Annotated in this window: 16 protein-coding genes and 1 pseudogene; all 17 read left to right on the forward strand. The window is 30.7% G+C overall.

The features are described 5' to 3' along the window. The first annotated feature begins 376 nt into the window (after window positions 1-376). On the forward strand, window positions 377-1,198 hold the full coding sequence (locus TVTCOM_RS07010; RefSeq protein WP_434799725.1) for a polymorphic toxin-type HINT domain-containing protein: 822 nt from the start codon (window positions 377-379) through the stop codon (window positions 1,196-1,198). 10 nt (window positions 1,199-1,208) lie between these two features. Next, window positions 1,209-1,739 (forward strand): hypothetical protein, encoded by a 531-nt coding sequence (locus TVTCOM_RS07015; RefSeq protein WP_434799135.1) that lies wholly within the window; start codon window positions 1,209-1,211, stop codon window positions 1,737-1,739. Beyond that, window positions 1,732-2,262: a CbrC family protein gene (locus tag TVTCOM_RS07020; protein WP_434799136.1), complete on the forward strand. Its 531-nt coding sequence runs from the start codon at window positions 1,732-1,734 to the stop codon at window positions 2,260-2,262. Before TVTCOM_RS07015 ends, TVTCOM_RS07020 begins: the two co-directional genes overlap by 8 nt. Before the next feature lie 160 nt (window positions 2,263-2,422). Further along, window positions 2,423-4,252 carry a polymorphic toxin-type HINT domain-containing protein gene (locus tag TVTCOM_RS07025; RefSeq protein ID WP_434799137.1) on the forward strand — a complete coding sequence of 610 codons (1,830 nt, stop codon included), beginning with the start codon at window positions 2,423-2,425 and terminating at the stop codon, window positions 4,250-4,252. 17 nt (window positions 4,253-4,269) lie between these two features. Next, window positions 4,270-4,734, forward strand: a complete 465-nt coding sequence (locus tag TVTCOM_RS07030) for a hypothetical protein (RefSeq protein ID WP_434799138.1) — start codon at window positions 4,270-4,272, stop codon at window positions 4,732-4,734. Window positions 4,735-5,325: 591 nt separating this feature from the next. Next, window positions 5,326-6,144: a hypothetical protein gene (locus TVTCOM_RS07035; protein ID WP_434799139.1), complete on the forward strand. Its 819-nt coding sequence runs from the start codon at window positions 5,326-5,328 to the stop codon at window positions 6,142-6,144. After that, window positions 6,111-6,224: pseudogene (locus TVTCOM_RS07040) on the forward strand (RHS repeat-associated core domain-containing protein); the annotation flags it as partial. The gene TVTCOM_RS07035 and the pseudogene TVTCOM_RS07040, both read left to right, overlap by 34 nt. Before the next feature lie 69 nt (window positions 6,225-6,293). Then, a complete protein-coding gene (locus TVTCOM_RS07045) occupies window positions 6,294-6,953 on the forward strand; it encodes a hypothetical protein (protein ID WP_434799140.1) in 660 nt (219 codons plus the stop codon). Between the two features lie 41 nt (window positions 6,954-6,994). Further along, window positions 6,995-7,369: a hypothetical protein gene (locus TVTCOM_RS07050; RefSeq protein WP_434799141.1), complete on the forward strand. Its 375-nt coding sequence runs from the start codon at window positions 6,995-6,997 to the stop codon at window positions 7,367-7,369. 237 nt (window positions 7,370-7,606) lie between these two features. Further along, window positions 7,607-7,825 (forward strand): hypothetical protein, encoded by a 219-nt coding sequence (locus tag TVTCOM_RS07055; protein WP_434799142.1) that lies wholly within the window; start codon window positions 7,607-7,609, stop codon window positions 7,823-7,825. A 15-nt stretch (window positions 7,826-7,840) separates the two neighbouring features. Then, window positions 7,841-8,314 (forward strand): YxiF family protein, encoded by a 474-nt coding sequence (locus tag TVTCOM_RS07060; protein ID WP_434799143.1) that lies wholly within the window; start codon window positions 7,841-7,843, stop codon window positions 8,312-8,314. Between the two features lie 207 nt (window positions 8,315-8,521). Then, window positions 8,522-8,707: a hypothetical protein gene (locus tag TVTCOM_RS07065; RefSeq protein WP_434798210.1), complete on the forward strand. Its 186-nt coding sequence runs from the start codon at window positions 8,522-8,524 to the stop codon at window positions 8,705-8,707. 219 nt (window positions 8,708-8,926) lie between these two features. Then, a complete protein-coding gene (locus TVTCOM_RS07070) occupies window positions 8,927-9,343 on the forward strand; it encodes a tetratricopeptide repeat protein (RefSeq protein ID WP_434799144.1) in 417 nt (138 codons plus the stop codon). Window positions 9,344-9,352: 9 nt separating this feature from the next. Further along, a complete protein-coding gene (locus TVTCOM_RS07075) occupies window positions 9,353-9,799 on the forward strand; it encodes a hypothetical protein (RefSeq protein WP_434799145.1) in 447 nt (148 codons plus the stop codon). Between the two features lie 59 nt (window positions 9,800-9,858). Further along, a complete protein-coding gene (locus TVTCOM_RS07080; RefSeq protein WP_434799146.1) occupies window positions 9,859-11,283 on the forward strand; it encodes an RHS repeat domain-containing protein in 1,425 nt (474 codons plus the stop codon). A 13-nt stretch (window positions 11,284-11,296) separates the two neighbouring features. Next, window positions 11,297-11,944 carry a hypothetical protein gene (locus TVTCOM_RS07085; RefSeq protein WP_434799147.1) on the forward strand — a complete coding sequence of 216 codons (648 nt, stop codon included), beginning with the start codon at window positions 11,297-11,299 and terminating at the stop codon, window positions 11,942-11,944. A 258-nt stretch (window positions 11,945-12,202) separates the two neighbouring features. Continuing rightward, window positions 12,203-14,323 carry a polymorphic toxin-type HINT domain-containing protein gene (locus TVTCOM_RS07090; RefSeq protein WP_434799148.1) on the forward strand — a complete coding sequence of 707 codons (2,121 nt, stop codon included), beginning with the start codon at window positions 12,203-12,205 and terminating at the stop codon, window positions 14,321-14,323. Window positions 14,324-14,334 lie beyond the last annotated feature (11 nt).

Here is a 14,334-nt window from a genome sequence, read left to right on the forward strand (position 1 = left end):
TTAAGTTTTTTATAAATTCCTTCTATTTATTATTTCAGTGAGTTAATAAAGTATAAGGATATCTTATATGACAATATATAAAAATCATATTAATTTTGTTAAGAAGAAAAATTAAATATTAGATACAAAATAAGTCTATTTCAAACTTAATAGAAATAAGAATTTCATTTTTGGATGATTCAGAGGTTTGAAAATTATGTAAAAAAATGTAGTATAGAATAGAAATATTTAAAAAATAATAGACCTAATAAAAAATATATTCTTTTTTATTAGGTCTATTCTCAGTATTAATATGATGTAGGTGGAATGCAACGTGCCCAACGCTTACATATAGTTATATAAAATTTATAAAATTAAATGTTTTAATAATTTGTTAATGCAAATTAGATGTAAAAGTACTTACGTACTTAGAAGTTTTGAGTACGCAAGTTGTAAAATAACTAAAAAGGGTTGCTTTACCGCAGGAACTTTAATATCAATACAAAATGGAGATGTTCCCATAGAGGATATTAAAGAAGGAGATTTAGTATGGGCACAAGATCCAGAAACAGGAGAAATAGCCCTTAAAAAAGTAGTACAAACTTTTGTAAAAGAAACAGATACAATACTTTATATTAAAGTAGCTGGGGAAGTTATTGAAGCTACGGAGCAACACGTATTTTATGTTGATAATGTAGGCTGGATACCAGCAAGTATGATTGGAGAAGGGGATATAGTAGTTCTTCAGTCAGGTGATAAGTCTACAGTTGAGAAGATAGATAAAGTAGTTCATAATGAACTAATAACTGTATATAACTTTGAGGTTGAAGATTTCCATACGTATTTTGTATCTGATGCAAATGTGTTGGTACATAATACTGCACCATGTGCAGGCAATGTTACAAAACGTTGGAAAGTAGGAGATCCAATTGACTCAAAAACTCATAAAGGAAATAATCCTAAATGGGGTACTGTTAGATCGAGATTTTGGAAAAATGAAGCTCATTATAATTCATCTAAATATTCGGAAAAAAATATAATAAGAATGAAAAAAGGAAAAGCTCCAAGGAAGATCAATAAAAGTACAGGAAAATCAGAAAGTTTTCAACTACACCATAAGGTTTATAGGGTTAATGGTGGAAGCAATAGTATAAATAATTTAGAAGTTATGTCAGCTAGCGAACATACAGCATTTCATAAAAAATATGGATATAAATAAGGAGAAAATTATGAGTGATAATAAGGTACCATTCAATTATTTTGAGTTAGAATTTGATAAAGAATGTGAGGCTAATTTTGATCCATATAAACCTTGCACTATAGAATTCGAAGGAGAAACATTATATGCATTAGATAGGTTAAATGTGAATGAGAATTTTAGGGCTAAACTAGAACTTATTTATGCAAATGATATAGAAATACCTAGAGTAAGGATATGTTGTGAGTATAATAAAGGTGAAAGATTATATTTTGAGGGTGAAGATGAAGATTATGCCATGCTTACCATAACGCATAGCTACTTACAAAAAGAAGGAGCATTGTATTTTAAAGGATATGTGCCTTATAAAAAACAATTTGTTATATATCATGTTGTAGAAGAGCAAGGATACTTCTGGACATGTGGTCAAGCTATGAAAAAAGAAGTGTGTGAAGATGGCAGTATAATATATAGATGTAATGGAGTAGATGAGGATAATAAGAAATCCTTTGATACAATAATATTTAAATTAACTATTTTGGAGGGGAAAAAAGATGAGTAGTAATAAGATGAAATTTAAATATCATCCTAATCCAATAAAAAATGGTGTATTTATTACTGATGAAATAGTACAGTGTGAATGCTGTGGCAAAGAAGTTGATATATATTACAATGGACCTTTTTATTCTGAGGAAGAGATAGAGTATATTTGTCTAGAATGTATCAAATCAGGAAGAGCTGCAGAAGAATTTGATGGTGAATTTATAGATAGTGAATGTGTAGAAGAAATAGAAGATGAAGATAAATTAGAAGAATTGATTTATAGAACGCCGTCTTATCATAGTATTCAAGAAGCACATTGGTTGGCACATTGTAAAGATTATTGTGCTTTTCTAGGGAATATAACATGGAGTGAAATTGAAGAAATGGATATTGTAGAAGAAATAATAGAAGATATTCAATCAAAATTTAAATTTGACATTGATGAAATAAAAGATGGAATGAAAAAAGATGGCCAAATTAAAGGATATCTATTCAAATGTCTGCATTGCGGAAAACATCGCATTTATATAGATTTTGATTAATATGAAAATTAATAATTTGAGAAGTCAGTAATATAATTTAGCTAATGAGAAGTAATTTTTAATAGAAGCTAACCCTCCATGATAAAAATTTAGTTTATCGTGGGGGGATTTTTAATAAATATATTTACACATATGCTCACTAAATCAATTAGTTTCAAGTGTGGAAGTTGGATCAGAAGATTCAGCAGATGGAAGTGAAGAATCATCAGATAATGGAGAGTCCCACACCACAATATCAAATAAAAGCTATACTTATGATTTAAATGGAAATCAGCTAAGAGAATCGGATAGTGTAACAAATGAAGTAAAATGCTACACTTATGATGCAGCAAACCGCATGGATAATGCCATGTTCACAAAAGCTGGTATAGTAACATTAAATCAAGTAAATACTTACAACGGAAATGGACAAAGAGTTGAAAAATCAGAAAATGGTCAATCAACTAAGTACTATTACCAAGACGATTCAGTACTTTACACAACTGGAAAAGCTGATACTTCAACAGAATTGGAAGAATCAGGTGACACTGAAAAACTTACTGGAGTAACTAGCCTTAACCTAATGGGAGCTAGTGGAAATGCCATCGCAACAGTTAGAGATATTTCAAGAACTGAAGGTGAAAAATACTACTTCTATAATAAAGACATGCGTGAAAGTACGACAAATCTAGTAAATCTAGAAGGTAAAAGCGAAGTATCTTATGAATATACTGATTTTGGTGAAACTGAAATAAATGGTGATGAAAACTTCTACAACGAAATCTGCTATACAGGTGGAATTTACGATAATAAGACAGGACTGTATTATTTGAATGCTAGATACTACAATCCTGAAGATGGAAGATTCTTAACAGAAGACACTTATCGTGGAGAATTCACAGACCCAAGTAGTATGCATCTATATGCATATTGTACAAACAACCCAATATCATATACAGACCCGAGTGGTCATTTCCCAATTTTGCTCGCAATTGATGCTGCATGGGGAGCATATGACGGATATCAGTATGCTAAGAGGAAGAAGCTAAGTGGTTGGAAGAAAGCAGGAGCCATAGTTGGAGGAGCAGTACTTGGAACTATAGACCCATTTAAAGCACTAAAAGTAGGCAAAGTTTTAAAACGAGTTGCTAAAATAGCGAAAAAAAGTAAGAGCACAAAGGCTATAGCAAAGAGAGTTTATAGGATTGCAAGGAAAGCAAGTAAATCTAAACGTTCATTAAAAAGAGTATCTAAAAGAAGAAAAATGTCTAGACCACCTAGCAAGAAAAAGTGTAAGCTAGGACCTGGCCGATGTTTTACAGCAGAAACTTTAATATCAACTGAAGATGGATTAGTTCCAATAGAAGATATTGAAGAAGGAACTTTAGTATGGTCACAAGATCCAGAAACAGGAGAATTAGCTCTTAAAAAAGTAGTACAAACTTTTGAAAGTATAACAGATACTATACTATATATTAAAGTAGCTGGACAGACTATAGAGACTACTGAATATCACGTATTTTATATAGAAAATGTAGGCTGGATACCAGCAAGTATGATTGAAGAAGGGGATGTAGTAATTCTTCAGTCAGGGGATAAGGCTACAGTTGAGAAGATAGATAAAGTAGTTCATAATGAAGCGATAGCTGTATATAATTTTGAGGTTGAAGATTACCATACCTATTTTGTGTCTGATGCAAGTGTGCTTACACATAATAAAAAGGGATCATGTGCAGATAATAAAAAAAAGATTGGCAATAATAGACCAACTAGTAAAACTACATGGCAACGAGGGAAAACGGAAAGAGTAGATGTTGAAAATTTTGGGAATGGGAGAGGTAATGTGCATTACCATGAACCTGACAATACAAAATGGTACTATGACCCAAAGAAAAATACATTCACAGATTTTGATGGAAATCCAGCGCCTTCAAGGATTCAGAAACTATTGAAGAAAGATAAAAATATAACAAAAGGATTAAGTAAAGCTTATAAATATTTAGAAAAGTAATAATAAGGAGATATAAAATGTTTTGTAATTATGATATGAAAAGATTATTAAGTGATATTGAATATACAAGTAATGATAATAAGGTAAAATTAATTGAAAAGAGATGTAGCAAAAAAGGAGAATATTTTTATTGTATAAAAGAAGGATTTTGTTTATCTTGTGATAATGTAAATTTTGTTAAAGATGAATTATCTGATTTTGAATGGGAAGGTAATGAGATATATTTATATTCAGATGGTCATTTAGATAAAGTCTTAAAAGAAGCTTTAATAATAATTGAGCAACTAAAGGTACAAATGTTGAATGAGTTTAAAAAAACATCTTTTGATATTGTTTTATCAGTTGACCTTGGAGATGAAGATGTAAGTCCATCAGCAACAATTAGATTTTATGCAGTTAGAAATGAATATCATATTATAGAATATGATGAAATAGAAGAATACAATCAACCTATGTTAATTTGTAATGTAGTTAATAAATAAATTTTTTATAAAAATTATATAGAAAAGAGTAATATAAAATTTAAATGTTATTAAAACAAATGGACTTGATAGAAAACTTAATGTTTTTTATTAAGTCCGTTCTGCTTATGATAAGCTTAATAGAATAATAGAATAATAGAATAATAGAATAATAGAATAATAGGATATGCCGAATTAGATTCTGAGCATATATCAGGAGGTTGGGCAACAGATGCTGAAATAGATAGTCAAAAAATTACTTATGAGTATGATATAGACGACAACATAACAAATGTAACATATCCTTCGTCTACATCTAGTGATGTAAAAGGACTAAGATTCACTTACAATAGTGATAAATGGTTACAAAAAATAGAAGCAAAAGTTGGAGTAAGCAACAAACTTCTTAGAGAATACAACTACTTAAACGATGGAAAAGTTGCAAGTATAAAAGACTACAGAGACTTTGCAAAAGGAAGCACAAGTACTTACACACTTAGAAGTTTTGACTACGATAGTTTTGGAAGAGCCGTAGGCATAACTTACACTGATAGTGGAAACAATGAAGTACTAGAAAAATATGAATACACTTACAATAAAAATAACCATATAATGAGTGAATATTTATATAATAACTACACTAGTACAACTCAGCGTGACGAAGATTCACCGAGCACAAGAGTAGATGAACTACGTGAATATGAATACGACAAACTTGGAAGACTTACAGAAACAAATATAAGGGATAATATCTCAAATTCAATAAGCAACACTGTTTATACTTATGATAAAGTAGGTAACAGAGTCAAAGAATCCAAAGATGGAAAAACAACTACATACACATATAACTCACTAAATCAGTTAGTTTCAAGTGTTGAAGTTGGATCGGAAGATTCAGCAGATGGAAGTGAAGAATCATCGGATAATGGAGAGTCCCACACCACAATATCAAATAAAAGCTATACTTATGATTTAAATGGAAATCAGCTAAGAGAATCAGGCAGTATAACAAATGAAGTAAAATGCTACACTTACGATGCAGCAAACCGCATGGACAATGCCATGTTTACAAAAGCTGGTATAGTAACATTAAACCAAATAAACACTTACAACGGAAATGGACAAAGAGTTGAAAAATCAGAAAATGGTCAATCAACTAAGTACTATTACCAAGACGATTCAGTACTTTATACAACTGGAAAAGCTGATACTTCAACAGAACTAGAAGAACCAGGTGACACTGAAATACTTACTGGAGTAACTAGCCTTAACCTAATGGGAGCTAGTGGAAATGCCATCGCCACAGTTAGGGATATTTCAAGCAACGAAGGTGAAAAATACTACTTCTACAATAAGGACATGCGTGAAAGTACAACGAAATCTGCTACACAGGTGGGATTTACGATAATAAAACAGGGCTATATTATTTAAATGCTAGATACTACAACCCTGAAGATGGAAGATTCTTAACAGAAGATACTTATCGTGGAGAATTCACAGATCCAAGCAGTTTACACCTATATGCTTACTGTGCAAATAATCCAATATCATATACAGATCCGAGTGGTCATTTCCCAATTTTGCTCGCAATTGATGCTGCATGGGGAGCATATGACGGATATCAGTATGCTAAAAGGAAGAACCTAAGTGGTTGGAAGAAAGCAGGAGCCATAGTTGGTGGAGCAGTACTTGGAACTATAGACCCATTCAAAGCACTAAAAATAGCTAAAAAATCAAAAATAATAGTAAAAATTGCGAAAAAAGCTAAAAGTACGAAAGTCTATGCTAAGAGAGTTTCTAAAGCCGTACAAAAAGTAAGTAAATCTAAAGCTAGTTTGAGAAAAATAACTAAAAAAGTAAGTAAGGTTTCTAGCAAGAAAAAAATTAACTCACCTAAAAAATCTACTAAGAAATATCGAAAAGGAAATAGGAAAAAGAGTGTAGCAAATAAGCCTAAAGGAGTCGGTAATCCAGTTAAAACTGCTGGAAGAGGTAGTACTGGAAGAACAATACCTAATACATTTACAGAACAAATGGTGATGCATGAAGTACAATCTAATCCATTAAAGGGAGCTACTAATCTAAAGGAAAAAAGAGGAATGAGATTAGGTGATCCTAAGTGGCATGATGATGATGGATGGGTAAAAATGAGTAGAAATATAAAGGGTGTAGAGGTGCATTTTGTATACAACCAAAAGACAAAAATGTTTGATGACTTCAAATTTAAAGATAATACATAGGTGAAAAGAAATACTTATCTAATAAAAAGGGAGATTTTATAATGGATATAATTATATATAAAACAGAAAAAGAAGAAATGTCACTTGAACATTTATATACAGTAGAAGGATATGCGACGTATGCCATAAATGTAAAATCAAATGGATTTGCAGGAGGTTATAGTTTTTGTATTCCAGTAGAAAAAGTTCAGCAATATGTAAAAGAAATAAATTGTATTCTTTATAATCTTACCGGAAATCTGTGCTTAGAAGATTATGATAGCGATGCATATGTAGAATTTTTATTTGTAGATAAATCAAGATTTGAGGTGAAAGGTCAAATCGGGGCAAGCTATACGGGACAAATGTTGAAATTTGAGTTTGAAGCTGACCAAACTATATTAATAGGATTAAAAAGAAACTTATTAGAATATTAAATATAATTAGATAAATAATTTACGAGTTAAATTTACCTGAAAGGTTAAAATTAAGATATTTAATGATATTTTATTTTTAATCTTTTTTTTATTAAAAAGGAGCTTAAACTTTTGTAAAAGAAATGGATACTATACTTTGGATAAAACAAGAATGAGAAGTAATAGATTCTATTTAGCAACATGATATTTAAGTAACTGAGTTACATGAAGTGGTAACGAAAGTATCTCATTGGCGATATGAACGAAGTAAATTTTTATATAGAAAATGTAGGATGGATACCATCAAGTATGATTGAAGAAGGAGATATAGTAGTTTTTCAATCAGGTAAAAGAGCAATAGTAGAGGATATTGATAAGATTGTTTATAATGGGACTTCAGAAAATAGAACAGTTCATGAATTTTATGTTGATGGCAAAAAGAAGTATATTATAAAACATGCTGAAGATAAAATGTGAAGAGGAGGTAAGCATATGAATAATGGAGATAATAGACGCGAAAGAATTAAAGAATTAAAAATTAAGTCAAAAAGAAATTCCATATGTAAGACATGGAATAGCGTTATAAATTGTTTAGGAGCAGATTCATTTATTTCAATTGAAGATACTATTAGAATATCTGAAGAGGTTTATAATAAAATTGATACATTACCTAATCAAGAAAAAATTAATATAGATGTAGAACCTAATCTAAATAAAGTAGCAAATTTAGAGAAGATATTTAAAATATTTTTTTATGAAAATGCAATATTGCTTCATCATGAAGATAGAGAATGTGGAGCAATAAGAATAAAAGTAGAAGATTTTTTTAAGTATTTAGGTGATATAGCCGAATTTTCTAAATTTAAAGAGGGCTATAGTGATTTAGTTCTAGTTGATGAAAATCTTAAATATGGAATATGTGTTGAGAGATATGAATATTTTAATAAATTATTTGTATGGTATTAAGAGGAAGATTAATTAAAGATTTTTAATCAAATATAGTATTAATATTATAAATTACAGTTTATCTATTGCATAGCAAATAGAATTGCTATGCAATACTTTTTAGTACAATTATAATTGTAAGTTTTGAAAGACACATAAGTATAGCAGATACTTATGATAGAAATGTAGAAGGAAAAAGTGAAGTAGCTTATGAATACACTGACTTTGGTGAAACAGAAATTTGTTGATAGGCATGGTTCTAGTTCTACATATAAAAATAAGCCTAGTTTTAATGAAAATTTTGACATAAAGAGTGGCATAAATAGTACTTTAAAGGGAAGGAATTCTGTAGTAAAATCTAATACTGGTGGAAGAACTGAAAGTATGGACTGTCATGTTGAAGAACTTGATTAGTATGGCGCAAGCAGCTTTATCAATGGGAACTGGAATAGTATCAATCGGTGATTAAAAATAATATTATTCACATATATGAAGTAAGTCCATGTATATGTGATAGCTTTAGATAGTATATCCATATTGATATATTTACTATAGTATTAATAGGTCAAGTGGAGCAAGACTAAAGCAAAAATATTTACCACCAGTAAATTAAAAATATAGGAGAATAAAGATATGGAATTAGATGATAAAATATACGAACAAATAATGGAATTAAGTGATGAGGGAAATGAGCTTATTGAAGATGGCAAATTTTATGAGTCTATAGAAGTCTTAAAAAAGGCATTGAACTTAATTCCACAACCTAAAGACATTTGGGAAGCAAGCACATGGATTTATGCAACATTAGGGGATGCAAGTTTTCTAGCTAATGACTATGAATCATGTTTAAATTATATGTTTGAGGCATTAAAATGTCCAGACGGAATAGGAAATCCATTTATTTTATTAAGAATAGGACAGTGCTTCTTTGAGCTAGATAATATGTATAAAGCTAAAGAATATTTATTACAAGCATATATGCTTGAAGGAAAAGAAATATTTGAAGAAGACGATGAAAAATATTTTAAAGTAGTAAAGAATTTAATTTAGGAGTGTTTTATGGGAAGGTCAAAAAATAAAAAAAATAAAATCGATATTGAAATTGAAAAACTAATAATGCAAAATTATGAAGAGTTTGAAAATAAGAACTATGAAAATGCTATTCAACTGCTTATTAAAGCATGGGATAAAATACCAAATAACAAATATGAGCATCCTGAAAGTTATTCAATTGTAGCAAATATTTTAGATGCGGCAATAGAAGGTAAGTATGTTGATATTATGCTTGAATGGGTTGATAAAATTTTTTATGCTGCTTTAGATCGTTTTGATTCTGGAGACCGTGAACTGTGGGCAGGAAGGGTAGCTTATGAAATTGGTGAAAAAGATAAGGCATTAGAATATTTTAGAGTTTCGGTTAAGAAGTCTGAAGGAAGATGCTTTTATGATGATGAAGATTTGAAGTATAAACAATTTTTTATAGAAGAAACGATTAAAGAAAAATAAACATTTATTTAAAATTTGAGATAACATAAAACTTAATATTAGAATTTTTTATTTGATTATTGCATAGCAAGTATAATTGCTATGCAATAGTTTTTATAAGAGATACTACTATAACATACACTTATGATTTAAATGGAAATCAGCTAAGAGAATCAGACAGTATAACAAATGAAGTAAAATGCTATACTTATGATGCAGCAAACCGCATGGACAATGCCATGTTTACAAAAGCTGGTATAGTAACATTAAACCAAATAAACACTTACAACGGAAATGGTCAGAGAGTTGAAAAATCAGAAAATGCTCAATCAACTAAGTACTATTACCAAGACGATTCAGTACTTTATACAACTGGTAAAGCTGATACATCAACAGAATTAGAAGAACCGGAGAATGTTGAAAAACTTACTGGAGTAACTAGCCTTAACCTAATGGGAGCTAGTGGAAATGCCATCGCCACAGTTAGAGATATTTCAAGCAACGAAGGTGAAAAATACTACTTCTACAACAAGGACATGCGTGAAAGTACGACAAACCTAGTAAACGTAGAAGGTAAAAGTGAAGTATCTTATGAATACACTGATTTTGGTGAAACTGAAATAAACGGTGATGAAAACTTCTACAACGAAATCTGTTACACAGGTGGAATTTACGATAATAAAACAGGACTGTATTATTTGAATGCAAGATACTACAATCCTGAAGATGGAAGATTCTTAACAGAAGACACTTATCGTGGAGAATTCACAGACCCAAGTAGTTTACATCTATATGCTTACTGTGTAAATAACCCAATATCATATACAGATCCGAGTGGTCATTTCCCAATTTTGCTCGCAATTGATGCTGCATGGGGAGCATATGACGGATATCAGTATGCTAAGAAGAGAAATATAAAAGGCGTAGCGAGAGCTGGAATTATTGTTGGATATGTTGTAGTTGGAACAATAAATCCATTTAAGAAAGTTAAATTATTAAAAGGAACAAAAGTATTAAGAAGAGTAGCTAATAAAAAGAAGTCTGCTAAAGTAATTTTAAAAAGAGTCAATAAATTTAACGTTAAGTCTCAGAAACAAGCTATTTCTGCGGTTAGAAAAAGTAAGAAGGTATCAAAACCTCATGCGAATAGAAAGCTAGTGCAAGAAGTAGCTAATAGGGCTGAGAGAAAAATAGGTTATCCAGGAAGAGTTGCAGGAATTAAAAAACATTCATATTCAAAGAAATTACTTGATAGGTACCAAAGAATGTATGGAGATAGAGGATTACGTACAGAAATCTCATATTATGGTGGTAGCATTGATAAAAAAAGAAGAAAAGGAAGTTCAAGATTAGACGTACATGATGAGAAGAGAAATATTGTATATGATTATAAATTTGTAAAGAATCCAGGTAAAGGGTTGTCTAAAAGACAAAGAAATAAAATTAAAAGCCAAGGACCAATTGGTGCGAGAATACTAGAAATTAATCCTAAAAATAAAAGATAAGGAGTGATAAAGAATGCCAGGAAAAAATTATACAAAATTAATGAAAAAAGAAGTTACAAATCAATGGCATGAACTACTTCCATGCATGGAGATAGAGGGAAATATGTCTTTAATGAATATTTTAGGACCAATAGTAGTCGGAATTTTATTAGAGATAGGGTCTAATAAAAATATGTATTATCCAACATTATATATACATAATTTAGCTAATAATATAGGCTTTGTTAGTACATCTCTTAATATAACGGACAACTTCAACTATGTGACAACAGTTAGTAAGCCAGATAAATATATGAAAATAGCAGAAGCATTAAAAAATAAGGCTATAGTACCAATAGAGGGGGATATACATATAAATGAACTACTAGATAGATTAAAAGAAGCGTATAGTAATCTTTATCATAGTGATAAAATATGTATAATAGAAACAGTCTTATATTTAGCTGGTTGGAGTGGAAATGAATCAATAATAAAAGAGTCGGTTGTTTTTGCAAATGAAAAAATAAAACAGTTATCAACTCTAACTGAAGAAGATAAAGATAAAGTTTTTTCTAAGATATTTGAAGAAATAAAAGAACCAGAAAAAATAAGAAAAACAGTAGAAGAGCAAATTATAGAATTAAAGCTTGATAAATTACCTAGAAGAAGTATATTGCTATAGTATATAAATATACTCTGATTATATTATTATATAATTGGAGTATATTTTTTATTGGAATAGCATAACTACTTAAACGATGTAAAAGTTGCAAGTATAAAAGATTACAGAGACTTTGCAAAAGGAAGCACAAGCACTTACACACTTAGAAGTTTTGACTACGATAGTTTTGGAAGAGCTACAGGAATTACTTACACTGATAGTGGAAACAATGAAGTACTAGAAAAATATGAATACACTTACAATAAAAATAACCATATAATGAGTGAATATTTATATAATAACTACACTAGTACAACTCAGCGTGACGAAGATTCACCTAGCACAATAGTGGATGAACTACGTGAATATGAATACGACAAACTTGGAAGACTTACAGAAACAAATATAAGAGATAATGTGTCAAATTCAATAAGCAACACTGTTTATACTTATGACAAAGTAGGTAACAGAGTCAAAGAATCCAAAGATGGAAAAACAACTACATACACATATAACTCACTAAATCAGTTAGTTTCAAGTGTTGAAGTTGGATCAGAAGATTCGAAAGATGGAAGTGAAGAATCATCTGAAGATGAGGGAGAGTCCCACACCACACTATCAAATAAATCTTATACTTATGATTTAAATGGAAATCAGCTAAGAGAATCAGACAGTGTGACAAATGAAGTAAAATGCTACACTTACGATGCAGCAAACCGCATGGACAATGCCATGTTTACAAAGGCTGGTATAGTAACATTAAATCAAGTAAACACTTACAACGGAAATGGACAAAGAGTTGAAAAATCAGAAAATGGTCAATCGACTAAGTACTATTACCAAGACGATTCAGTACTTTACACAACTGGAAAAGCTGATACTTCAACAGAATTAGAAGAACCAGAAAACGTTGAAAAACTTACTGGAGTGACTAGCCTTAACCTAATGGGAGCTAGTGGAAATGCCATCGCCACAGTTAGAGATATTTCAAGCACCGAAGGTGAAAAATACTACTTCTACAACAAGGACATGCGTGAAAGCACAACAAACCTAGTAAACGTAGAAGGTAAAAGTGAAGTATCTTATGAATACACTGACTTTGGTGAAACTGAAATAAATGGTGATGAAAACTTCTACAACGAAATCTGCTACACAGGTGGAATTTACGATAACAAAACAGGACTGTATTATTTGAATGCAAGATACTACAATCCTGAAGATGGAAGATTTTTAACAGAAGATACTTATCGTGGAGAATTCACAGATCCAAGTAGTTTACATCTATATGCTTATTGTGCAAATAACCCAATAGCATATACAGACCCAAGTGGCCACTTCCCGGTTTGGGGCGTAATTAATGCTGCATGGGGAGCCTATGACGGATATCAGTATGCTAAGAAGAAAAACCTAAGAGGTTGGAAAAAAGCAGGAGCCATAGTTGGTGGAGCAGTACTTGGAACAATAGACCCATTTAAAGCACTAAAAGTAGGTAAAGTTTTAAAACGAGTTGCTAAAATAGCGAAAAAAAGTAAGAGCACAAAGGCTATAGCAAAGAGAGTTTATAGGGTTGCAAGGAAAGCAAGTAAATCTAAACGTTCATTAAAAAGAGTATCTAAAAGAAGAAAAATGTCTAGACCACCTAGCAAGAAAAAGTGTAAGCTAGGACCTGGCCAATGTTTTACAGCAGGGACTTTAATATCAACTGAAGATGGATTAGTTCCAATAGAGGATATTGAAGAAGGAACTTTAGTATGGTCACAAGATCCAGAAACAGGAGAATTAGTTCTTAAAAAAGTAGTACAAACTTTTGAAAGTATAACAGACACAATACTATATATTAAAGTAGCAGGACAGACTATAGAGACTACTGAACATCATGTATTTTATATAGACAATGTAGGCTGGATACCAGCAAGTATGATTGAAGAAGGAGATGTAGTAGTTCTTCAATCAGGTGATAAGTCTACAGTTGAGAAGATAAATAAAGTAGTTTATAATGAAGCGATAACTGTATATAATTTTGAGGTTGAAGATTTCCATACATATTTTGTGTCTGATGCAAGTGTGCTTGTACATAATGCATGCCCAAATCCAAATGGGAAGAAAGGTGGTCAAAGACATCAAGCCAAAACAAATAAAGTAATAAAGTCAATAGAAAAACGAGGTTTAGATTACGATACTGAATATAGATTTAACACTTCTGGGGGATATAAGAAAAGGAGATATGCCGACATTGTTGCTTATGACTCAAAAGGAAGGGTTATGGAAATTCATCAAGTTGGAAGAACTACTAAAAGACATAAGAAGCCTGTATCTAGAGAAATAAAAGCTATTAGAGATATTAGAAAATCATCAGATTATAATGGAGCTAAAATAATATATCATGCTTATGATAGATAGAAAGGATATGA

It is taken from the genome of Terrisporobacter vanillatitrophus (assembly GCF_051148895.1).
GTDB lineage: Bacteria > Bacillota > Clostridia > Peptostreptococcales > Peptostreptococcaceae > Terrisporobacter > Terrisporobacter vanillatitrophus.

Excerpts from the sequence above, each read along its gene's own strand:
- TVTCOM_RS07055 (WP_434799142.1), top strand. The coding sequence starts at position 7,607 with ATGAACGAAGTAAATTTTTATATAGAAAATGTAGGATGGATACCATCA.
- TVTCOM_RS07060 (WP_434799143.1), top strand. The coding sequence starts at position 7,841 with ATGAATAATGGAGATAATAGACGCGAAAGAATTAAAGAATTAAAAATT.
- TVTCOM_RS07030 (WP_434799138.1), top strand. The coding sequence starts at position 4,270 with ATGTTTTGTAATTATGATATGAAAAGATTATTAAGTGATATTGAATAT.
- TVTCOM_RS07085 (WP_434799147.1), top strand. The coding sequence starts at position 11,297 with ATGCCAGGAAAAAATTATACAAAATTAATGAAAAAAGAAGTTACAAAT.
- TVTCOM_RS07020 (WP_434799136.1), top strand. The coding sequence starts at position 1,732 with ATGAGTAGTAATAAGATGAAATTTAAATATCATCCTAATCCAATAAAA.
- TVTCOM_RS07090 (WP_434799148.1), top strand. The coding sequence starts at position 12,203 with ATGAGTGAATATTTATATAATAACTACACTAGTACAACTCAGCGTGAC.
- TVTCOM_RS07015 (WP_434799135.1), top strand. The coding sequence starts at position 1,209 with ATGAGTGATAATAAGGTACCATTCAATTATTTTGAGTTAGAATTTGAT.
- TVTCOM_RS07070 (WP_434799144.1), top strand. The coding sequence starts at position 8,927 with ATGGAATTAGATGATAAAATATACGAACAAATAATGGAATTAAGTGAT.
- TVTCOM_RS07075 (WP_434799145.1), top strand. The coding sequence starts at position 9,353 with ATGGGAAGGTCAAAAAATAAAAAAAATAAAATCGATATTGAAATTGAA.
- TVTCOM_RS07035 (WP_434799139.1), top strand. The coding sequence starts at position 5,326 with ATGAGTGAATATTTATATAATAACTACACTAGTACAACTCAGCGTGAC.
- TVTCOM_RS07010 (WP_434799725.1), top strand. The coding sequence starts at position 377 with ATGCAAATTAGATGTAAAAGTACTTACGTACTTAGAAGTTTTGAGTAC.
- TVTCOM_RS07050 (WP_434799141.1), top strand. The coding sequence starts at position 6,995 with ATGGATATAATTATATATAAAACAGAAAAAGAAGAAATGTCACTTGAA.